This is a genomic window from Bacillus cereus group sp. MG4 (genome assembly GCF_040460055.1).
Taxonomy (GTDB): Bacteria; Bacillota; Bacilli; order Bacillales; family Bacillaceae_G; genus Bacillus_A; species Bacillus_A wiedmannii.
In genome coordinates this window covers 1,274,452-1,296,119 of sequence record NZ_JARVGZ010000001.1, presented here as the reverse complement: position 1 = coordinate 1,296,119, position 21,668 = coordinate 1,274,452, and the positions used below count along the sequence as shown (strand labels likewise).

The following is a 21,668-nucleotide window of genomic DNA, read 5'->3' as shown; positions in this document are numbered from 1 at the left end:
CGATAACTGAAATGGAAGTAAGTAGTGCCTAGAAAAGTGAATGGTATCACAATGATACGTTCATAAACAAAATTATTTTTCCTATACAAATATAGCCGCGCATGATGCGGGTAGGAGGTGTTGCACAGTTTGTTCGACACTTACAAAAAAAGAGTGTCAATTGCACGCCCTTGAAGGGCCTTTTTTTGTGTGAATAGTAGTAAGGGAGGAAATTTTGGGATGGCAATGTTAAAAAAATGGCTGCTTACGTCGTTAATGGCAGTTACACTTGTATTTGTTTCTTTTGCGAATACAGTACATATTACGTTTGCTGAAGGAAATACAGCAAAACTTGCAATTATTGGTGAATCACAAAAAGGCATTATGTTATGTCCGAAAGAAGAGCAAATTACAGATGGGGAAACAGCTTTAAGTTTGCTGCAAAAAGTCATGGGGGACAAAGTAACAGCAGAGACGATGTCGTTTGGAACGTATGTTAAAGGCATTGACGGCTTAATGGCTGGGGACACAAGCGGCTGGTTGTATGATGTAAATGATAAATCTGCAGAAGTTGGAGCAGATAGTTATAAATTAAAGTCTGGAGATGTTGTTGTCTTTCGTTTTGTTGTAGACTGGAGCAATATGAGCCAGGAAACATTACAGCAAACATTAGATAAATTTGGTACTTGTAAAACTGTAGAAGAACCAAAGACAGATGACCCAAAAACAGATGATCCAAAAACGGATGATCCAAAACAAGAAAAACCAGAAGAACCAAAGACAGATGATCCAAAACCAGAAGAACCAAAAACAAATGATGAAAAGATAGAACAACCAAAGCAAGAGAACATTCAAGTTCCAGCAGCGAAAGTAAATGACGCGATCTCTAAGACATCTGAAAAGATGTTACAAGATGGAATTGAAAGTGATTGGGTAGCTTTAGGCCTTTCTCTTTCTGGAAAGAATGTTCCAATTGAGGCGAAATTAAATTATGTTAAGTCAGTAACTGAAAAAGTAGAAAAGCGCATTAACCGTTTTTCAGCGACAGATTTAGCTAGAACGATTATTATGATGAATGCAATGCAAGCAGACCCTACAAAGGTTGGCGAACATAATTTAGTTCAAAAATTGTATGAATCAGATAAAGTAAATTCTGTTACAGGTTATACATTTGCTTTACTTGCATTTGATACGAAGAAATATGAAGTGCCAGTGAATTCAAAATGGAATCGAGTTGCTTTAGTAGATGCGCTTTTAAACTCACAGCATACAGATGGCGGCTGGACTTACGATAGCGCAAGTAGTAAAGACAGTGCTAGTAGCGTTGATGTAACAGGTATGGTTTTATCAGCATTAGCTCCATATCAAGATCGACCAGATGTGAAGACAGCTGTAGAAAAAGCTGTTGCCTATTTATATAAAGAGCAACTAGAAAATGGTGGTTTTTCTGCTGATGGACAAGAAAACTCTAATAGTGTTGCGCAAGCAATTATTGGACTATCACTTGTGAAAGATGTAGATCAAAACCGTCTACATAAGGCAGTGCAAAATCTACTGTCATATCAACTTCCAAATGGTGAATTCAAATGGTTACCAAGTGATCAAAACGGTAGCGGAATGGCTACAGAGCAAGCGTTATTAGCACTACTTCAGTTTAAAGATGTTGAAAAATCGATTTATGACTGGTCAAATGTATCTGTTCCTGAAATCGATAAGAAACCAAATGTGGATTCAGAAAATGTTGTAGTAGAAAAAGAAGTTACTGAACAACCAGAAGAACAAAAACAAGTACAAGAAGAAACGAAAGATGACACTCTAAAAGTTGTTGTCGATAACGAAACAGTTAAAAATGAAAAATCTGGAAACGGTAGCACGTTACCAAAAACAGGAGCATCTTCTCATAGTGCAGCTACAGAATTAGGTATGGGTGTATTATGTATTGCTTCTGCATATGTATTATGGAGACGTAAAGCAGCTTAACAAAAATTAGGAGCAATCATTTGCTCCTAATTTTATTATGAAAGGTGAGAGGCAATATGAGTAAGATGAAATGGTTTATTTCTTTAATGCTTTCACTTGGGCTACTTGCTGGATGTGAAGAGGCAGCTGTAAAGCCTGAGAAAAAAGTAGAACCAAAGCAAGAAGAGGTAGCAAAACAAGAAGAGAAAAAAGATGAAGCGAAACCGGAAGAAAAGCCGGAGGAAAAACAAGCTGAACAAGAGCAAAATAAGCAAGACGAACAGAAAGAGAAACAAGAACAAAAAGTAGAAGAGAAGCCGAAAGAAGAAAAGCCACAGGCACAACCGGAAGTAAAGAAAGAAGAAAAACCTCAGGAACAGCCTGCCGCTGCTAAGCAACCAGAACAACAAAAAGCACAAGAAGAGAAGCAACAACAACCGAAAGCGCAAGAAGTAAAAGAAGAAGCGAAGGTTGTGAATCAGCCGAAAGAAACACCGAAGCAGGAGCAGAAGGTTGATCCGAATAAAGAGGAGAAAACGATACCGACTCCGACCGTTCCAACTCCTGAACCGAAAAAACCAGATCCAGTACCAGAACCTAAAGCAAAACAAGTTACGATCTCGGTTAAAGGTGATAAAGGTTACTTATTAGGTGCGAAAAAAATGGATGTACAAGAAGGCGATACAGTATATAAAGTATTACAACGCACAGGTTTAGATGTGGATGCGAGTGGGTCTAAAGGCGATGTTTATGTAAAAGGTATTAATGATTTATATGAAAAAGATATTACAGCTACTAGTGGATGGAAATATCGTGTGAACGGTGCGTTTCCAAACCATAGTGCAGGTGTAGTAACAGTTAAACCAGGAGATACAATCGAGTGGGTGTATGTATTAAAATAAGAAAGGCATTCGGTAAAGGACTATGAAAATAAGTTTTTCTTCTTTACATCCTTTTGTGAATTTTTTCTATTATATCGGGGTGATGATACTATGTATGATGTGTCTTCATCCTCTTTTTTTAATTGGAGCAATACTATTAATCGTCATAATAAATATGATGCAAGGGAATAGCGAAAAGATAAGAAAGATGTTACCGAGCACAATTGTTTTCTTTTTTATGGTAATTTTATTTAATGCATTATTAACGCATAGAGGCCGAACTACGTTATTTTGGTTAGGTGATAGCCGTATTAAGCTTGAGGCAATTATGTTTGGAGTAGTAATGGGGTTATTATTAGTTGCGATTATGTTTACGTTTGCTTCGTATAATGATATTATTTCAAGTCATAAATTTTTATATTTGTTTTCTAGAATTTCACCGAAAGTAGCGTTGTTAACGATGATTACAGTGAGGTTTGTTCCTTTGTTTATGAGGCGATTACAGAAAATAACACTCGTCCAAAAAACGAAAGGCGTACAAGTAGATGCAGGTTCAATTGTGGAACGAGTGAAAAACGGTATGCAATTGCTGCAAGTATTATTAATTTGTTCGTTAGAAGATGCGCTGCAAACAGCAGATTCTATGCAAGCTCGTGGGTTTGGTGTAACGAAGCGTACGACATATATTCGGTATAGAATGGAAAGACGCGATTGGTACACGCTTAGTTATTTAAGTATTCTACTTATCATTGCTATTATATGTAGCAATTATGGCGGAGGAAAGTTAATCATTTATCCGAAAGTCGAATCTATTCTATTTCAGCAATACGATGGAATGATGTTTGGAGTATTAACGATGTTTATTAGTTTACCAATTATAATGGAAGGAAGAGAATGGATATGGTGGCGCATGCAGAAATAAACAATTTATCATTTGTATATGCTGATGAAAACGAATACGCGTTACAGCATATTTTTCTTTCTATTCAAAAAGGAGAGTTTATTGCACTTGCCGGCGGATCGGGCTCTGGGAAGACGACTTTATTGAAACATTTTAAAAAGGAATTACTTCCAATCGGTAAGCGTACTGGAGATACATATTATGATGGTACTTTATTAGGAAATGTACCTGATTTATTATCTGCACAAGAAATTGGTATGGTATTTCAAAATCCAGAGAATCAGCTCGTAATGGATACGGTCATTCAAGAATTAGCATTTTCTTTAGAAAATATCGGGTTACCATCACAGATTATTCAAAAACGAATAGCAGAGCTTATTAGCTTCTTAGGATTTCAAGATTTATTGCACCAATCTGTTCATACGTTATCTGGCGGGCAAAAGCAGCTCGTCAATTTAGCTGCGGTATTAGTTATGCAACCAAAACTATTATTATTAGATGAACCGACGGCGCAGTTAGATCCAATTGCAGCGAAAGAGTTTTTAGGATTGTTAAAACGTATTAACGAAGAACTTGGCATTACGATTGTTTTAAGTGAACATCGTTTAGATGAAGTGATACCACTTGCAACACGCGTTATTTGTATGGATAACGGCCGAATCGTTTATGATGGCAGCCCTAAAACGGTTATAGCGAACATGTGGGAAGTTGAAAAGTTCCGTCCATTTATTCCGCAAATTCCAAGATTGTTTTTAGAATGGAATGTAGAAGATATTCCGTTTACAGTGCGAGAAGCGCAAATGAAACTGAATAACTTTTCAGAGATATCATATGTGAATGAGCCAGTAGCAAAAAGTGAAAAGCGAGAAGTCATTTTAAGTGCAGAGCATATATCTTTTCAATATGAAAAAAATAGTCCACTTATTTTACGAGATTTAACAGTATCGATTGAAAAAGGAAAATGGGTAGCACTCGTTGGGAAAAATGGGACAGGGAAGTCTACACTGTTAACGATTTTAGCGGGATTGCAAAAAGCGAGAAGAGGGAAAGTAAAGTGGAATGGGAAAGTGATACATAAAATTGATTCGAAAGAACGATTTAAAAGGATCGGGTATGTATCACAGCATCCGTATTATCATTTTACATTTGATACAGTGTGGGAAGAAGTGTATGAACGTGCACGCGAGTTATACGGAGAACAAGGAAAAGAAATAGCAGAAGATATGTTGAAGAAGTTTTGGTTGTACTCGCTTAAAGAACGCCATCCGCATGATTGTAGCGGGGGAGAGCAACAACTACTTGCGTTATGTACAACGTTATTATCAAAGCCGACTTTATTATTACTTGATGAACCGACAAAGGGATTAGATCCGTGGAAAAAAGAAAGAGTAGGAGAGCTATTTAGAAAGCTGCAAAAAGAAGGTACAACAATTGTAATGGCAACGCATGATATTGAGTTTGCAGCGAAATACGTTGATCAATGCATGATGTTATTTGACGGAGCAGTTATTATGAATGATGCACCGAAAGAATTTTTTAGTGGAAACTTCTTTTATACAACATCTATCAATCGATTCATTCGAAAAGAGTTGCCACATGCATTAACGTGGGAGGATGTGTACGAAGCGTGTCCAAACGATATGTTGCATTCATAATATGTATTTTTGCAGTAATAATAGGCACATTACTCTTTACTACACTTATCATGGACGGTTATTACATGTTAAGTAGTTTGTTTTTATTAGTTGTTATTATGTTACCGTTCTATATCCGCTTTGAAAGAAAGGCTTTTGTTTCACGTGAAATTGTGCTCGTTGCTGTGTTAGCGGCAATTGCAGCAGTTAGTCGTGTACCATTTTCTATTTTACCAAGTGTACAACCAACTTCATTTGTCATTATCGTTTCTGCAATTGTGTTTGGAAGTGAAACTGGCTTTATGATCGGTGCTACAGCGGCTATCGTATCTAACATCTTTTTAGGACAAGGTCCGTGGACACCGTGGCAAATGTTTTCGTGGGGTATGATTGGTTTTATAGCTGGATTACTACGTAATACATTTTTAATGAGAAAGCTATGGGGAAGACTTCTATACGGATTGTTTGTTGGATTTTTATTTGGCTGGATTATGAACTTCTGGGGGCTTCTCGGTTTCATACGTGAGGCAACGTGGGAAGCTGTCATTTCGTATTATATCGCAAGTTTTTATTTCGATTTGAGCCATGCGATTTCAAATGTTGTTTTCTTACTATTATTTAGTACGTCTTGGATTACGATTCTTACAAGATTTAAAAAGAAATATGGCGTATTAGATAAGCATAACACGGCATAGAAAAGCATACTCATATAAGGTAGGGTCGCGACTTACATATTCGTTTGCCTCTTTCATGCTTCTTACATATTGTAAGGAGCATTTTTTATTGTCAAAAAATAGATTCAATATATACCCGTTATTATATAAATTTATTTGTATAATAGTAGGTGAGAACTATTTTCATAAGGGAGGTGTATAGTTAATGAAGTTAGTTATTCCGAAGCAACATGGTGCATGGGCCATGCTCGTTATACCATTTCTATTAAGTGTCATACTTGGGAAACCTACTATGTATCATATTCCATTGTTTTTAGCTTGGTTCTTTATCTATTTAGCTACGTATCCATTTCTTACGTACATAAAGCAAAAACGAAAAAAAGAGTACTTACATGCTGCAATTGTATATTTTATCATCGCGTTCGTATTTGGAATGATTTCTCTATTATATGAATGGCGCATTCTTTTATTCGTAGTATTCATGATTCCATTATTTATTGTAAATATGTATTACGCTCGTCAAAAAAATGAAAGAGCATTACTAAATGATATTAGTGCGATTATTGTTTTCTGTATTGGTGGTTTAGTTAGTTATTATTTTTCAATGAAACTTATAGATAAAACAGCATTATTTATTGCGCTTATTTCATTTTTATATTTTTTAGGAAGTACATTTTATGTAAAAACGATGATTCGCGAGAAAAATAACCCGAAGTATCGTCTTATATCATGGGGGTATCATATTGTATTAACAGTCATTGTCTTTGCTATCAATCCGTGGTGTTCTCTTATTTTTATACCGAGTGTCATTCGAGCAATTATGTTATATGGCAAAAAAATTTCTATTATAAAAGTAGGGGTTTTAGAAATTGCTAATTCTGTATATTTTTTAATTATAACGGTAATAATTATGAAGTATGCCATTTGAAAAAACTTCCCACCTTATGATGGGAAGTTTTTTCAATCTTGTTCTAAAATATGAACCGTGTAATCACAGCGTTGAATAGCTTGTTCGATCGCATAAAGTGATTGTTCAATACGAGCGCGATTAAAATCTTTTTCAACAGTCTGTAGCGCTTCTTCTAAACAATGTTTTGCTTCTTGTAATGATTGAAAAGAATTTTGGACATATCCGCGAGCATTTTCGTGCATTTCATAATCCTCCTTGCATATTTATATGTGTATAGTATGAACAGTAAGGAACAAAATATAATTTGTTATATTTGTTTGACAATTAGAATGAAATTACGTATAGTAAGAATTAAGTGAATATTTTCTTATCCAGAGAGGTGGAGGGACTGGCCCGATGAAACCCAGCAACCGCGATGCAGGTGCTAATTCCAGCAGAACATATTTGTTCTGGGAGATAAGACGAAGATATATACGTAACTTCTTCTTATCGGAGAGGTTTTTTTGTTGCAAAAAAACCGATTACGAAAATTTATATTAAGAAGAAAGGGGTTGCGAAGTACTGTGACACTCGAAAAATACGTAAAACTGCGTAGTACAGTTTATGAATATATGATAGAGCAAGATAAGCCAATATCATTGTTAGATATTCAAGAACATATCGTTTCGCATCATGAAGGAAAATTCACGAAAAAGATGTTACATCAATTTTATTTATCAAGACTATTAGATGAACTGAAACTGGATGGGAAAATTACATTAGCTGATGAATATCTCTATACTGAAAAAGGGGTATTTTATAAGGCGGGAAAAGGGAGCTAAGCTCTCTTTTTTTTGAAGTATGTAGAGTAAAAGACTGCTTAAGCAGCCTGATACAAGGGAATGGTGTTGAGTGTGTAGTGTCAAAGATTGAATGTGCCTGAAAGAGGCACTTCATATCGGCTGCAAATGAAAAGAGACACCTCCGCCGAATAGGTGTCAGTCGTTTTGTCATATAGACTTGCTATTTGACAGTTATTAGAATAACATGCAGGGGTTGTGGAAGTCAAAAGGGAATTAAAGGGAGAGGTGTTGTTATGTACGCTTATTTAATAAAAGAACTATATACGCATATTCCGAAATATATTATTGATAGAGGATATGAATATTATGAAGAAGGACATGTAGAAGATGTTGAAATACATAATAATAAAGTATTTGCGTTTGTGACTGGTAATGCAGGGAATTATGAAGTAGTGATTGAACTGGAGGATTTTTCGGAAAGTAGCTGTGAATGCCCATATGAAAACTATTGTAAGCATATGGCGGCAGTTGTTTATGATATTCAAGGTGCTGGTGAAAGTACGGTAAAAGAGAAACTGAAAGATTTAGAAAAGGAAGAGTTACTTACAGTATTAAATCGTTTATTACAAAGTTCGAAAAACGTACAAATTGTAGAGAAGATGTTAAAGAAGGGGACACTTTAACCTATAGAGGGAGTTGTTTTGTAGTGAATGTACTAATTGTATACGCTCATCCTAGTCCTTCCAGTTTTAATGCGGCGATATTAAAGCATGTGCAAAAAGGATTACAAGAAACAGATCATTCGGTTACGGTACTTGATTTATATAAGGAACAATTTGATCCAGTCCTTGTATTTAATGAAGAGAAGAAAAGACGTGATTTAGTAAATGAGGAAGAGACAGCGCGATATAGAAAATTAGTGGAAGAGGCAGATACGCTTCTCTTTATATATCCGATATGGTGGTGGGGGATGCCTGCTATTTTAAAAGGATTTATTGATCGCATTTTCGTAGCTGGATTTGCTTATAAATATGAAGGTGCCCTGCCGAAAGGATTATTGAACGGAAAGAAAGCGTGGGTTATTAATACGTTGGACTCGCCTTTATGGTACGTCGCATTATTATACCGATCAGCAGATTGGATTATGATGAAGAGAGGCGTTTTACGTTTTTGCGGTATTCGCGATATAAAACGGTCAGTTTTCCAATCAGTGAAAACGAGTAAACTAGAGAAGCGGGAAAAATGGTTAGTACAAATAGAAGAAAAGGCTCGTACATTATGAATGAAATCGATCGTATTCTAAACTGTTGTGGGTATGATAAAGAACTTTTGCGAACGTATATTACATGTTTACTTCAATTGAAAAAATGTAGCGAAACATTTCAACAAATGACGATTCAATTAAGAAATGATTATCTAATAAGAGGGATTTGTGAAAGAGAAGTTGATGAGGTGGTAAGAGGAAGTAAAGAATATGAAACATATTTTCTTCCTAAAGCGTTACAGTGGAATTTCCTTAAGAAAAATCCACATTTAATTGAAAAAGTATGTGAAGACTTTTTTGCATTTGAGGCATTACATCTTACGGATATAGAGTGGGAGACCGTGATAAATTGCACGGGAAATAAGTGATTTATTGTGTAAAAAAGCTAGTATAAAACTAGCTTTTCGTTTAAATAAATAAGAAACATAGACTAATGATGAATCCTGCATATAGTAAGTTCACAACGCAAAATCCCATAATATCACGAGCGCCTAAACCAGCTATCGCTAATGCCGGTAATGCCCAGAAAGGTTGAATTAAATTCGTCCAAGCATCACCCCACGCAATTGCCATTGCTGTTTTTGCAGCAGGGACACCAAGTTCAGCACCAGCTGGAATCATAATGGGTGCTTGCACAGCCCATTGACCGCCGCCAGACGGAACGAAAATATTAACGATGCCAGCACTTAAAAAAGTAAAGAGCGGGAAAGTCGTTTCGTTTGAAATGCTAATAAAGAAATTCGAAATAGCTCCTCCAAGTGAAAGTCCTTCACTATTAGCTCCAATCATCATTCCCATAATTCCTGCATAAAACGGAAATTGAAGTAAAATACCAGAAGCACTTTTCGTAGAATCTGAAAAAGCGCGTATATATTGAATCGGTGTACGGTGGAAAATAAGTCCAGCAATTAATAACATAAAAATAACGATGTCTAGCGTAAGGTTAAAGCCTTTCGTATAAAAGTAATTGAAAATATAAATGAGACCTAACAATCCAACGCAAAGTGTAATAATGATGCTATTTTCCATTTTTTCAGCGAACGTATTGTTTCCTACTTCTTGAGCGGCAGCTTCTTCATGGAATACGCTAGGATCTACCGTTATCGTATGTTTTTCATCTGGATGCATCGCTTTATTAATGAGAGGCATCGTAACGAGAAAAATAATAACTGGAACGAGAGCGTATGGTGAGAATAATGTTTCTGTTATTGGAATCGCTTCTTTAATACTTCCCGCTGTCGTTTTAATTAACGTTTCGCCGCCAGTTGCTAACGTAAGAGGAATAGAAGCAGAAAGCCCCGCATGCCAAATGAGAAATCCAGAGTAAGAAGAAGCAATTGCTAGTCTATAATCTAATCCTTCAAGATGCCTGGCCACTTCTTTTGCATATAAAACAGATACAACAATACCAAATCCCCAGTTTATGTATGCTCCAAGTAAACTTACGATTGAAATGGCAATAATACCTTGTCCATTCGTTTTCGGTAGTTTTGCCGCTTTCGTTAATCCTTTTTTAATGAGAGGCGCGTTTGCTAAAGCAGATCCTGTCACGAGTACAAGTGCCATTTGCATAGAAAAGGCGAGTAGTCCCCAAATGCCATTACCCCAGTGATTAATCATTTCCACAGGTGTTTGGTGCGTTGCAAACATGCCGAAGAAGATAACAAAAACAGTTAATAAACATGATAAAATAAACGGTTCTGGTAAGAAACGTTGCACTAAGGCGACGCAACCATTAGTAAAAGAACGAAACAAAATAGATCAACCTCCTTATGTATGTTTATTACAATTATTCGAGGTTGATTTGGGAATAACCTTTAATAAACTGAAAATTCAGGAAGTAGTATAAGTAGAGAAAATAAGAGCAAAATTATTGCGAATGTACTACTATAGTATATAAATATCTAGCTTTTACACTAAAAAAAACAAAGGGAATTCAAAATAACTATTGATTTGAAACAATATCGATTGCAAAATGGTGGTTAATATTCTTTATTTTGGAAAAAGGGTGTTGTAATGAACAAAACGAAATTGTTTATTGGATCTTCTTTAATTGCTTCGTTAAGTACTTCAGCTTTTCCAAATTCTTTAGTTACAATCACAAGACAATACAAAGAGAATTTAGTGTGTACGAATGGTTGGTAATAGATAAGCGAGAAGATGTGGAATACTCATATTGGTTTTGTTTTTTATTTTGAGTGCTTGTTCTAGTAAAAATAATAATAATAATACTTTTAAACAAGCAGATATTGAAAAGGGAATAGTGTATGAATTACTTTCTAAAAATACAAATACGAACACTGAAATATCTTATAAAATAAAAATGACGAATAATACCGATTATGTTATTGCGCAAAATAATGTTATGTTTTCACTTCCTAAATCCCCAACAAAATCTGGTCAAACAACTAATCCATTTAAAGTGTTAGCTAAAGGTAATAAATTAAATGTTAAATCTAGGGATAGTGTTGTTTTAGAAATATCATTTTCTCCTGATTTTTATTCTGAATTTAAAAATACAGAAGTGTCTAAAGAGAATTTGTATATAACGGGTTATATCGATAAATTAGCTGATGAAAATCATTTTGATTTTATTAAAAGTATTAATTTAGATTGAAAAAGTGAGCTATTTAACATGTTAGTGTTGAGTAGCTCACTTTTTTTATTTAGAAGAGTGGATAGGCTACACTAAGTTGGATAGATAAAATACGGGTATGTAGTTCACGTTTCTGGAATAATTGTAATAGCAACGGTCCGAACTGGAGCCTCTATTTCATCTTTACTTTGGCTATTGTAGTATTTAATCATTAATTCGTTAAGTTCGCTTTGAAACTTTCCAAAGTGTTCTTCATCTAGCTTTAATTCTACTACAGAAAAAGTAGCCTTATCTTCTTGACTGTTTTGTTCCTCTAATTTTTTAAGGTAACTTTGATATTGTGTCATAAGTGATAATTGGTAATAGGAAATATAATTTAACTTTTCCTCATCACATAATCCTTTCCACTCACTTCCTTCAATTTTTGCATCTTCTTCATTGATTGCGTAATATTTTTCAGAAACAGATTTTACCTTTTTTTCTTTAATTACATGGACGATACCAGAATCAACCATAGTTTGTAGCTGTCTATATAGTGTTGCTTGTGGTACATTTTTAATGATTTTTACCATTTCTAATGGTGTTAGCCCATCTACCTTATTTCTCATTAACACTTGGCAAATTTTCATTCTTACCGGATGCATTAAAATTTCAACTTTATTACTCATTATATCACCTTATGTATTGTTTTTTATTCTCATTATAAATAATGAGAATAATGATTGCAATCCATCCGTTTTTATTTTATCATTATCAATAATGATAATGAGATTTGAAAGGAGTGATGACAATGAAAATACATTATGGATTGAATGATCTTAAAGACATTGATATTATGGCTTTTTTACCCATTATATTTCCAGTTATTGCAGTGGGGGCACTTTTAGTTTTAATTGCATTCATTGATTTATATCGTCATAGGAAAACAAGAAAAAATGTACTTGTATGGATGTTAATTATCCTTTTCGTTAATATATTGGGACCTATTTTGTACTTTGTTATAGGAAGAAAGGACAGTGAGAAATTATGAAATTAGAGATTAAAAATGTAACAAAATCATTTAAAGGAAAAACTGCTGTCAATAATTTCTCGATGGAACTGCAAGCGGGGGAATGCGTCGGATTAATTGGACCAAACGGAGCAGGGAAATCCACATTAATAAAAGTAATTTCGGATATTACTAATCCAACTGCTGGTGAAGTTTTATTGAATGGGATAAAAATATCAAAAATGAAAAGAGAAATTGGTTATCTACCTCAATATCCTAATTTTTTTCATTGGATGACAGCGAGAGAAACGCTTACGTTTATGGGCCAACTTTCGGGATTGAAAAAAGAAGAATTGTCAAAGTCAATTCCAAAAATGTTGGAGAAAGTTGGACTAAAGGGCGAAGAAAATGCAAAGGTTAGTACATTTTCTGGTGGAATGAAACAACGGCTTGGTATTGCACAAGCATTATTGCATAAACCGGCGCTTATTGTCATGGATGAACCAGTATCTGCATTAGATCCAATCGGGAGAAGGGAAGTATTAAATCTCATTGAAGAAATAAAAAAAGATACGACTATTTTATTATCAACCCATATATTAAGTGATGCAGAAGAAATCTGTGAACGATTTGTCATGATTAAAGATGGAATAAAGATAGAAGATACAACAATTACTGAGCTTTTGCACCGCAATAGCGAAAATAAATTAATCATTGAAATCACAGCTAAAGATCGAGAGTGGATTGATGTTGTAAAAAAGTTGCCCTATGTGAAGGACGTAGAAGTAATTGGGCTTAAAATCAAAGTGAAGGTTGAAAGTATCGAAATAAACAAAAATATGTTACTGCAAAATGCACTCGAACATAAAGTGAACGTCGTTAAATTTGAAATAAACAACGATACTTTAGAAGAAATTTTCTTGAAATTGGTGGTGCAAAAATGAATAATCTAATGGTATTGATAAAAAAAGAATGTGTTCAAATGTTACGTGATTTTAAGGTGATTTGGCTACCAATTGTTTTTATATTTTTAGGGGCAACACAGCCAATAGTAACGCATTACTTACCATCAATTTTGGGGGCATTAGGTGGAGGTCAGGGAATTACCATCGATCCGAGTATGACAGCACAAAAAGGAGGTGAAGTACTGGCGAGTACTTTGGGTTCTCAGTTTGATCAGCTCGGCCTTATGATTTTAGTAATCTCTATGATGGGTGCCATTCAAACAGACAAAGCTAACGGTATGTTAGCCTTTATTTTAACGAGACCTGTTACGGTTACTTCATATGTAGCTGGGAAAATAGTATCAAATTATGTAATCGTAGCGCTTAGTGTAATGATTGGATACTTTACCTCTTATCTATATACAAACTATCTTTTTACTGTTGTTCCGTTTTCGTACATGATTACTGGATTACTATTGTATTTAATTTGGGTTCTTTTTATCGTATCTTTCACAACTATGATAAGTGCTATTTTTCACAGTCAAGGTATGATTGCGCTAATTTCAATTGTTTTTCTTTTAGCTTGTAGAATAATCGTCGGTTTGAATCCAATAATAGATCAGGTTAATCCAGCCAGTATGAGTAAACACGCAATAGAAACGTTAGTCACGGGGGGAGTAAATTCAAACACAATAATTAATGGATTACTAACTATAGTTTGGATTTTATTGACACTCTTCGTAACAAATTATTGGATTGCTAATAAAAAGTTTAATGATGAATAACTTTGATGAGGATAGTGGCTTCAAATAAAACACCTTAATAAGAAAAAGCTTCCACTACTGTGGAAGCTTCTCTAACTGAAAGTGTTGGAAGTACTACGAGAACAGTGGTGCCTTATGAATAAGGGACAATAAAAAAATTCTGGATGCAAGAGGATTTTTTTATTGGGAATAGTAAGGATGAGGGGAGGTGCATTACATATGGGAAAAGGTAGAAGTAATAATGCTGGTAAAAAGCAACCAAATTTCGATGATTCATCTAATTTCGCTAAACAAAGTCAACCGACAGAAAAGAAGAAGAAATAAAAAAAGGAGCTCTCTTTATCAAGAGAGCTCCTTTTTTAGATATATTGATGTTTCAACACAACAGATCGTGTGTTCAATCAAATAGTCATAAATGTAAGGTTTAAACTCCTGCTTCCACTACTGTGGAAGCTTCTCTAAATGATGTGCAATATCAATATACATATTTGAGTAAACTGAATGGATGTCATTACTTGGTGTAGCGTTAGAAGAGAAATGGACAATGACCATATTCGCTTTCGGATCGATGTAAAGTGTTTGTCCGTAACTACCTAACACTTCAAAAGCACCTTGTTCATTGTGCGGAATCCACCATTGATTATGATAAGAAATGGAAGCTCCAGGGCCAACTGCCAGTTCACCTTCTTGGACATTTTTTATATCTTCAGTAATAGAAGAAGGGAGAATTTGTTTTCCATTATATTCCCCGTTATTTAGTAGTAGTAGCCCGAATCTCGCCATATCTCTAGCAGTTGCATTTAAACCAGCGCTAGCTTGTTCAACTTTTGTTTCATCGGTGACATAATAAGCATTTTCTTCCATACCAATTTGAGACCATATGCGCTCGCTAACATTTTCAGCTAATGATTTACCAGTGATCTTTCGAATCACCCAAGCGAGTGTTTCGGCTGATCCGTTATCGTAAGAAAAATCGGAACCAGGCGGTGCAGTTTCTTCTGCTTCTCGTAACATATCATAAATTTTCATCGGACCGTCGTAGTTTTTACCTCTAGGTAAAATATTGCTCGCTAAATATAGTTGTGCATCTTGATTTTCTAACGCTGGATGTTCGTATCCGTGAGTAGGGTATTCTACAGAAACTTGCATATCCAATAATTGCTGAAGCGAGGCATTACCGAACGGTGTATTTTTTAATTCTTTTATATATGCGTCAGCTGTTTTTTCTAAGTCAATACGATTTTCTTCAGCGAGAGATTGTATAATTGCACCGGTAAAAACCTTTGCTAATGATGCCATGCCATGAGGTTCACTCTCGTTATATCCATTGAAATATCGTTCATAAACAAGTTGTCCATTATGTACAACGACAAAAGCATCCGTTTTATTATCGTCTAAAAGTTTTTTTAGAGGAGTTGTATGTCCAAATCTACGCTCCACAGCAAAATCGTCTAAGTTTTGTGATGCGGTAGAGAAGTGGGAAACGTGATCCGGGTTATTATTTACCTCGTTAATTAAAGTGAATTCTTTCATATGTGTGTACGACCAACGTAAGTAAGGATCATCTAACCAATTTTTCTTCGTCACGTTATTTTTCGATGGGATTGTTTTATTATGTTTGAAGTATGTAAAACCGAGCCCTGTAATTACAAATATAAATGTGATTATGAGTAAGAGTAGGGGAGATTTTTTAAGTTTCATATCGGTCCCTCCTTTTTTATTTCTATTATAAGTATACGCTTCTATTAAAAGAAATACAAAATAAGGAAAGTAAACGGGGAAGTTTACTTTCCTTATTCATGTTAAGCGGAAACTTTTCCATCTGTATGCTGTTTCTTGAATTTTTGTTTTCGTCCGTGTAATCCATAATATAGAAGCAAAGTGAAGGCAACGATAATAGCTGCGATAAAATACATATTATGGTAACTGGATTTCGCTGCGACGATACCTAAAATGAAAGAACCAAAGCCAATACCACTATCAAAGAATGAGAAGTAAGTAGCTGTCGCAGAACCACGTCGGTGGTTTGGAGCGGCAGAAATTGCAATCGTTTGGAAGCTAGGAATTAATGTCCCGTAGCCTAAACCGATTAGCATACCTGCGCCAAGGAACCAAAATGAAGTTTGTGCTTGACTTAAAATGAACATCCCAATTGTGAAAATAATGATAGCTGGGTAAACAAGTACATTTTCACCGAAGCGATCAAAAATCTTACCTGTAAATGGACGAGAAATTACAACAACAAGTGCGTATAAAATAAAGAAGTAACTTGCAATGTCAGCTAAACCGAGCTCTTTTGCATAAATAGGAATAAAGGATAAAATGCCACTATAAGAAAAGGCTAAAACAAATCCTGTAAGAGCGATCGGAATAGAAGATGGTTCAAGTAAGTCTTTCCATTTCATTTTTTCTTGTCTTTGTTTCTTTATTGGTGCTTCATGCGGAATATTTACAAGTAGTCCTAATAAAAATGCAAGTAATGAAAATACGGAACAAACGATAAATAATACAGTAAATGAAAAATGAGAAATAATTGTTAAACCTAAAAAAGGACCAATTACCATCGGCAGACTCATGAATACGCCGAAATAGGCAAGTGCTTCACCCCGTCTATGAGCTGGCGCAACATCAGTTACAATCGTACCAGTTGCAGTTGTTGCCATACCGAACCCAATACCATGTAAGAAGCGGAGGGAAAGTAATAAAAATAAACTTTGCGCACCGAAATACATAACAGTAGCGGCTAAAAATAATGAAAGTGAAATAAATAATATTTTCTTTCTTCCTAAATCATCGAGCCATTTTCCTGTAAATGGTCGACATAAAACAGATGAAATAAGAAATACAGTTGCAACTAAACCAATTTCCTCAGGTTTTCCTTTTAGGTTGTCTATAACGTAGACAGGCAAAGTAGTCATAAGCATATAAAATGTTAAGAAGAGAAATAGACTACTAAAACAAGTTCCGAGGAAATCCTTCGTCCAAAGTTTCTCACTTTGCATCGTCATCCCTCCAATTTAATCTAAATTTTTAATGATTTTTTGTAACACTTCAAATGCTTGATGTAAATCATCTTCGTTAATATCTTCTAGTGTTTTTTCTTCGAAAGTATCAACTTCTTCTTGCCATACCGGAATCATTTTTATCGCTGTCTCTGATAAAGAAATAAGCTTTTCACGGCGATCTTTTCCTTCTGTACGAATAATCCAGCCCATCGTTTCCATACGTGTTAACGTACGAGTCATCGTTGGTGATTCAACATTTAAATACTGACATAATTCTGTTTGCGTACAAGAACCAGTTTGATTGATGCGGAAAATAACAGCCCATTGCGCACTAAATAACCCAGTTGGAGATACGCGTTCATTAAATTTCTTTGTGAATTTTCGAGAAGTCTGGCTGACAATGTGAAAAAAATGTTGTTTTTCGTCCATGTATTTTGATCCTTTCAAATTAGTTACCTAGCTAACTATATACTTTTTCATTATAATTGTCTAGTAATAGACATGTTGATTTATGTAAAAAATTCGTATAGGTTTTATGTTGCGAACGTATATTCTGTATGCTATTCTTTAAGTAAGTAAAGAATTTTCTTTCTATTAAATAGAATGGGGGAACTTGTGATGATTAAGCCTGCAACAATGGAGTTTGTTTCACTATCGAATGGAGAAACGATTGCGTATCAGGAAGTTGGAAGGCAAAATGCAGAAATTCTTGTACTCATTCACGGAAACATGACATCGTCACAACACTTTGATTTAGTAATTGAAAAGCTGCAAGATCAATACCATATTTACGCTCTTGATTTAAGAGGATTTGGCCAATCAACGTATAATCAATCGATAGATTCATTACAAGACTTTGCGGTTGATGTAAAACTATTTATTGATCAATTAAAACTAGAGAAATTTTCATTAATGGGCTGGTCAATGGGCGGTGGTGTTGCGATGCAATTTACAGCGAATCATCCAACGTTTGTCGAAAAGTTAATTTTAGTAGAATCAGTGGGCATGAAGGGATATCCAATTTTTAAAAAAGATATTAACGGGCAGCCGATCGTATCAAGTTTAGTAAAGACGAAAGAAGAGATCGCACAAGATCCCGTACAAATTGCTCCAGTACTAGACGCGATAAAAAGTATGAATAAATTATATTACCGTACAATATGGAATTTATTAATATATACACATAATCAACCTGAACCGGATCGTTACGAAAAGTATTTAGATGATATGTTAACACAGCGTAATTTCGTAGATGTAAATTATGCGCTCATTACATTTAATATTTCGGATGAACATAACGGGGTTGTAGAGGGGAATAAGCAAATGCATCGTATTAAAGCGCCGACACTCGTCATACAAGGTGACAGAGATTACGTCGTACCGCAAGTAGTCGGTGAGGAATTAGCAAAACATTTGCCGAATGCAGAGTTGAAAGTGTTAGAGGATTGCGGTCATTCGCCGTTTATTGATTGTTTAGATGTATTTATAAAACATGTGGAGGATTGGTTAGAAGAGAAATAATCCCCAAAATGAGAAATGTTGCATATACTATAACATTTGTATGTAAAAGGGGAGAGTATTATTGCATAAACCATCCTTAATCGCTTATTCGCCATATAATCATCATATATATACAAAAATAATGATAGCTCCGATGTATATGCAAGTTTCACCATCTGTAGTTCCATTACAAATGCAATACCCGCATCCACCAATTGTTAGCGCACAGCAATACTTATATGGATCATCATTTTATGGAAACCCATATTTCAAGCACTTTCACCACAATGTGAAAGCGCAAGTATGGGACGGGTAAGAAGCTAAAAGATTCATTCTTTTAGCTTCTTTTTTATTCATAATATTCGTACACGCATTTGAAGAAACAGTTTATAATGAAAGGTGGACAGCGTGAGAAGGAGAGGGAAAGAGGATGTCGATGCGTTTTACTTTTTGGATTATGGTTGGGATTGTGGCAATCTCTGGTTTGTCACAAGGTATGCTCTTACCGGCCATTGCAATGATTTTTGAACAAGAAGGGGTTAGTTCAAGTATTAACGGTATTCATGCGACGGCATTATACATTGGGATATTAGTTATTTCACCGTTTCTGGAAAAACCGATGCAAAAGTTTGGAATGAAGCCAATTATCGTTATTGGTGGGTTTCTCGTTATTATTTCATTATTCTTTTTTACACAAACCTTTTCATTTTGGGTATGGTTTATTCTTAGATTTCTAGTTGGAGTCGGAGACCATATGCTTCATGTCGGAACACAAACATGGATTACGACAACATCAGATCCGAGTAAAATAGGGAGACAAGTATCGATATACGGTGTATTCTTCGGTATTGGTTTTGCCGTCGGCCCGTATTTAGCAAGCACTGTGCAGTATGGTCTTGCAACGCCGTTTATTATATCTACTATACTTTGTTTAATAGGTTGGCTCCTATTACTTCCAACGAAAAATGCATTCCCAGCGCAAGATGAAAGAGAAGTGAAGAGCGAATCATCATTTTCTCGTTATAAACAAGTTGTTGGATTAGGATGGATTGCGCTACTGGGACCACTTGCATATGGCGTACTGGAAGCGATGTTAAACAGTAACTTACCAGTATACGCGCTTCGTAAAGGATGGTCTGTTTCAGAAGTATCCTTCTTATTACCAGCATTTGCAGTTGGGGGCATTATTACACAAATTCCGCTCGGGATATTGAGTGATAAATACGGAAGGGACCGTATTTTAACGTGGACGTTCAGCATAAGTACGGGCATTTTCTTGCTGGCAGCCGTATTTGATCAATATTACTGGATCGTCTTTGTCTGCATGTTGTTAGCGGGTATGGTCATTGGATCGTGCTTCTCTTTAGGGCTTGGATTTATGACAGATTTATTACCGAGACACTTATTGCCAGCAGGTAATATATTATCTGGAATCGCCTTTAGTTTAGGAAGTATACTGGGACCTGTATTAGGAGGCGTATTTATAGAAAAAATACAGTATACAAGCTTTTTTATTGCGGTTATGATTATAATAGGAATTCTCGCAATGGTATATATGGTCTACATGAAGAATCAATTCGCATCAAGAAAAATAGAAAGTAGGTTAGGGCATGACAAAACAACCTAATAAAAAGAAATTTGAAGTACTCGAAAACGAAACAATTACAGACTGCTTAGCACGCATGGAACAAGAAGGCTACGCACCGTCTCGTCGTATGGAAGAGCCAATCTTTCATGAAGTGAAGAAAGATGGCAAAACAGAAGTTGAACCGTGCGGTAGGAAGATTGTTTTTGAAGGGAAATTGAAGTAATCCGAATAGCAAATTCTCTTTATGGTATAGAGCCACCCAATTCATTTGAGTTGGGTGGCTTTTTTTAACTGACTAATGAAAGACTAGGCTAAACGATCTTCATTTGTAAAGGTAGTATAGATAGGAATTAACTACATAAAATTGAAGAAAAATGCGAAAGCTTTTTATAAAATATGGAAATGTTAAAACCCCTTTGATAAAATAGCAATATGAAAAAATAATTATTTATAAATTCTCAATGTAATGAATATTCATGTTTAAATATACGAATTTAACTACATAGTTATTGTAATAAAGGGGGAGAAAGATGTTAGATGAATTGTATAATGCTTTTTTAAATGCATCGGGTTTTACAGAAAGCGCGAGGAAACGAGACCAGTATGATAAATTACATGATTATTTAAAAGATCAAGAAAGAGAGTTAAAACGATTCATTCAAGAGGCTGAATCAGCGAAGAGAGATTATGAGAGTAAAAGTAATGGTTTAGAAGCTAATAAAATTCCGGCAGTTGAATTTGAACAAAAACGTCATGAAAAGGATGAAGAATTAAATACAGTATTATCCTATTTTAAAAGTGAATTAAGCAATGTTGAATCTGCGATAGGTACAGCTTATGCAAAGTATTTGGAATATAAAGCGAAAGCAGAAGCGGAGAAAGCGTCAGCATACGTTGCAGCGACCAAGGCTTTTGAAGAAAAGAAAAAGGAAATTGAAAAACTTATCCATTAAGCATACAAAGAATGGAGGGATCAACATGAGTGGTAAAGAGGTTGAAATTATAGGAAGTAACACTGCAAGTGCCATTTCTTATGCACAAAACATAGAGAACGGTATGAAGGATTCTTTAAATCAAGCGAAAAACTTAAAAGCATACGTTACATGTGCGAAATGGAATGGAAAAACGAGAGATGCCTTTTTAAGTTATCTTGATTTAATCATTCAATATAACTCAGAAATGGTAGAGGCATTTGAAGGACATACGAAAGCTTTAAAAGAGTTAGAGAAAAGTATTCAAACGTATGGCGATATATCGGAAGTAAGGGCGATAAAAAAATTGTGATGGAGAAATGAGGGA

General features: G+C 35.1%; 27 protein-coding genes and 1 riboswitch. Of the genes, 21 read left to right on the top strand and 6 right to left on the bottom strand.

From position 1 onward, the window contains the following. Positions 1-219: 219 nt before the first annotated feature. The 6 genes from QCI41_RS06845 to QCI41_RS06820 all read left to right on the top strand — a co-directional run bounded on the left by QCI41_RS06845 (position 220) and on the right by QCI41_RS06820 (position 6,956). Positions 220-1,959: a DUF4430 domain-containing protein gene (locus tag QCI41_RS06845; protein ID WP_353837852.1), complete on the top strand. Its 1,740-nt coding sequence runs from the start codon at positions 220-222 to the stop codon at positions 1,957-1,959. A gap of 56 nt (positions 1,960-2,015) precedes the next feature. Beyond that, a complete protein-coding gene (locus tag QCI41_RS06840; protein WP_353837854.1) occupies positions 2,016-2,840 on the top strand; it encodes a DUF4430 domain-containing protein in 825 nt (274 codons plus the stop codon). 22 nt (positions 2,841-2,862) lie between these two features. Continuing rightward, positions 2,863-3,741, top strand: a complete 879-nt coding sequence (locus QCI41_RS06835; protein WP_353837855.1) for an energy-coupling factor transporter transmembrane component T — start codon at positions 2,863-2,865, stop codon at positions 3,739-3,741. Beyond that, positions 3,714-5,375, top strand: coding sequence for an ABC transporter ATP-binding protein (locus tag QCI41_RS06830; RefSeq protein ID WP_353837857.1), 1,662 nt, complete (start codon positions 3,714-3,716; stop codon positions 5,373-5,375). Before QCI41_RS06835 ends, QCI41_RS06830 begins: the two co-directional genes overlap by 28 nt. Next, the gene (locus QCI41_RS06825) at positions 5,348-6,049 is read left to right on the top strand and encodes an ECF transporter S component (protein WP_353837858.1); all 702 of its coding nucleotides are present in this window, start codon (positions 5,348-5,350) and stop codon (positions 6,047-6,049) included. Before QCI41_RS06830 ends, QCI41_RS06825 begins: the two co-directional genes overlap by 28 nt. 184 nt (positions 6,050-6,233) lie before the next feature. Then, positions 6,234-6,956 (top strand): YwiC-like family protein, encoded by a 723-nt coding sequence (locus QCI41_RS06820; protein WP_046957955.1) that lies wholly within the window; start codon positions 6,234-6,236, stop codon positions 6,954-6,956. Between the two features lie 32 nt (positions 6,957-6,988). On the opposite strand, the gene QCI41_RS06815 is transcribed toward QCI41_RS06820, so the two are convergent. After that, on the bottom strand, positions 6,989-7,180 hold the full coding sequence (locus QCI41_RS06815) for a hypothetical protein (protein WP_000545003.1): 192 nt from the start codon (positions 7,178-7,180) through the stop codon (positions 6,989-6,991). 122 nt (positions 7,181-7,302) lie between these two features. Then, a riboswitch (SAM riboswitch) is annotated at positions 7,303-7,401 on the top strand. Positions 7,402-7,441: 40 nt separating this feature from the next. On the opposite strand from QCI41_RS06815, the gene QCI41_RS06810 reads away from it, so the two are divergent. The 4 genes from QCI41_RS06810 (at position 7,442) to QCI41_RS06795 (ending at position 9,352) form a co-directional block, all read left to right on the top strand. Beyond that, the gene (locus tag QCI41_RS06810) at positions 7,442-7,759 is read left to right on the top strand and encodes a hypothetical protein (protein ID WP_002096439.1); all 318 of its coding nucleotides are present in this window, start codon (positions 7,442-7,444) and stop codon (positions 7,757-7,759) included. 254 nt (positions 7,760-8,013) lie between these two features. Next, entirely contained in the window at positions 8,014-8,403 is a 390-nt protein-coding gene (locus QCI41_RS06805; protein WP_046957956.1) for an SWIM zinc finger family protein, read from the top strand. A gap of 23 nt (positions 8,404-8,426) precedes the next feature. Next, complete coding sequence (locus tag QCI41_RS06800) at positions 8,427-9,002, top strand: NAD(P)H-dependent oxidoreductase (RefSeq protein ID WP_353837859.1); 576 nt, start codon at positions 8,427-8,429, stop codon at positions 9,000-9,002. Further along, positions 8,999-9,352, top strand: coding sequence for a group-specific protein (locus QCI41_RS06795; protein WP_064470909.1), 354 nt, complete (start codon positions 8,999-9,001; stop codon positions 9,350-9,352). The genes QCI41_RS06800 and QCI41_RS06795 overlap by 4 nt, the downstream gene beginning before the upstream one ends. A 40-nt stretch (positions 9,353-9,392) precedes the next feature. Here the strand turns inward: QCI41_RS06795 and QCI41_RS06790 are convergent, their stop codons facing one another. Then, positions 9,393-10,739, bottom strand: coding sequence for a short-chain fatty acid transporter (locus QCI41_RS06790; protein WP_353837860.1), 1,347 nt, complete (start codon positions 10,737-10,739; stop codon positions 9,393-9,395). A gap of 261 nt (positions 10,740-11,000) precedes the next feature. On the opposite strand from QCI41_RS06790, the gene QCI41_RS06785 reads away from it, so the two are divergent. Together QCI41_RS06785 and QCI41_RS06780 are read left to right on the top strand one after the other, a co-directional pair. Further along, complete coding sequence (locus QCI41_RS06785) at positions 11,001-11,129, top strand: hypothetical protein (protein WP_353837861.1); 129 nt, start codon at positions 11,001-11,003, stop codon at positions 11,127-11,129. Positions 11,130-11,160: 31 nt separating this feature from the next. Then, positions 11,161-11,601, top strand: coding sequence for a hypothetical protein (locus tag QCI41_RS06780; RefSeq protein ID WP_353837862.1), 441 nt, complete (start codon positions 11,161-11,163; stop codon positions 11,599-11,601). Positions 11,602-11,705: 104 nt separating this feature from the next. Here QCI41_RS06780 and QCI41_RS06775 read toward each other — a convergent pair whose 3' ends face one another. Continuing rightward, a complete protein-coding gene (locus tag QCI41_RS06775; protein ID WP_353837863.1) occupies positions 11,706-12,248 on the bottom strand; it encodes a transcriptional regulator in 543 nt (180 codons plus the stop codon). A 122-nt stretch (positions 12,249-12,370) separates the two neighbouring features. Here QCI41_RS06775 and QCI41_RS06770 point away from each other — a divergent pair, with 122 nt between their 5' ends. From QCI41_RS06770 to QCI41_RS06760, 3 genes are read left to right on the top strand one after another with little or no spacing between them, the layout of a single operon-like run. Beyond that, positions 12,371-12,610: a PLD nuclease N-terminal domain-containing protein gene (locus QCI41_RS06770; protein ID WP_353837864.1), complete on the top strand. Its 240-nt coding sequence runs from the start codon at positions 12,371-12,373 to the stop codon at positions 12,608-12,610. Next, a complete protein-coding gene (locus tag QCI41_RS06765) occupies positions 12,607-13,512 on the top strand; it encodes an ABC transporter ATP-binding protein (protein ID WP_353837865.1) in 906 nt (301 codons plus the stop codon). Before QCI41_RS06770 ends, QCI41_RS06765 begins: the two co-directional genes overlap by 4 nt. Further along, the gene (locus QCI41_RS06760; protein WP_353837866.1) at positions 13,509-14,297 is read left to right on the top strand and encodes an ABC transporter permease; all 789 of its coding nucleotides are present in this window, start codon (positions 13,509-13,511) and stop codon (positions 14,295-14,297) included. The genes QCI41_RS06765 and QCI41_RS06760 overlap by 4 nt, the downstream gene beginning before the upstream one ends. A 420-nt stretch (positions 14,298-14,717) precedes the next feature. Here the strand turns inward: QCI41_RS06760 and QCI41_RS06755 are convergent, their stop codons facing one another. From QCI41_RS06755 to QCI41_RS06745, 3 genes are all read right to left on the bottom strand, one after another. Continuing rightward, the gene (locus QCI41_RS06755) at positions 14,718-15,977 is read right to left on the bottom strand and encodes a serine hydrolase domain-containing protein (protein WP_353837867.1); all 1,260 of its coding nucleotides are present in this window, start codon (positions 15,975-15,977) and stop codon (positions 14,718-14,720) included. 101 nt (positions 15,978-16,078) lie between these two features. Next, positions 16,079-17,278 carry an MFS transporter gene (locus QCI41_RS06750; protein WP_046957969.1) on the bottom strand — a complete coding sequence of 400 codons (1,200 nt, stop codon included), beginning with the start codon at positions 17,276-17,278 and terminating at the stop codon, positions 16,079-16,081. Between the two features lie 15 nt (positions 17,279-17,293). Continuing rightward, positions 17,294-17,710, bottom strand: coding sequence for a MarR family winged helix-turn-helix transcriptional regulator (locus tag QCI41_RS06745; protein WP_064475837.1), 417 nt, complete (start codon positions 17,708-17,710; stop codon positions 17,294-17,296). Between the two features lie 174 nt (positions 17,711-17,884). On the opposite strand from QCI41_RS06745, the gene phaZ reads away from it, so the two are divergent. The 6 genes from phaZ to QCI41_RS06715 all read left to right on the top strand — a co-directional run bounded on the left by phaZ (position 17,885) and on the right by QCI41_RS06715 (position 21,653). After that, on the top strand, positions 17,885-18,802 hold the full coding sequence (gene phaZ / locus QCI41_RS06740) for an intracellular short-chain-length polyhydroxyalkanoate depolymerase (RefSeq protein WP_353837868.1): 918 nt from the start codon (positions 17,885-17,887) through the stop codon (positions 18,800-18,802). Between the two features lie 61 nt (positions 18,803-18,863). Beyond that, a complete protein-coding gene (locus tag QCI41_RS06735; RefSeq protein ID WP_353837869.1) occupies positions 18,864-19,097 on the top strand; it encodes a hypothetical protein in 234 nt (77 codons plus the stop codon). A gap of 114 nt (positions 19,098-19,211) precedes the next feature. Then, entirely contained in the window at positions 19,212-20,408 is a 1,197-nt protein-coding gene (locus QCI41_RS06730; RefSeq protein ID WP_353837870.1) for an MFS transporter, read from the top strand. After that, positions 20,392-20,592 (top strand): NETI motif-containing protein, encoded by a 201-nt coding sequence (locus QCI41_RS06725; protein WP_000166302.1) that lies wholly within the window; start codon positions 20,392-20,394, stop codon positions 20,590-20,592. Before QCI41_RS06730 ends, QCI41_RS06725 begins: the two co-directional genes overlap by 17 nt. A gap of 307 nt (positions 20,593-20,899) precedes the next feature. Then, on the top strand, positions 20,900-21,322 hold the full coding sequence (locus QCI41_RS06720) for a hypothetical protein (RefSeq protein ID WP_353837871.1): 423 nt from the start codon (positions 20,900-20,902) through the stop codon (positions 21,320-21,322). A 25-nt stretch (positions 21,323-21,347) separates the two neighbouring features. Beyond that, the gene (locus QCI41_RS06715; protein WP_000014540.1) at positions 21,348-21,653 is read left to right on the top strand and encodes a WXG100 family type VII secretion target; all 306 of its coding nucleotides are present in this window, start codon (positions 21,348-21,350) and stop codon (positions 21,651-21,653) included. The last annotated feature ends 15 nt before the right edge of the window (positions 21,654-21,668 follow it).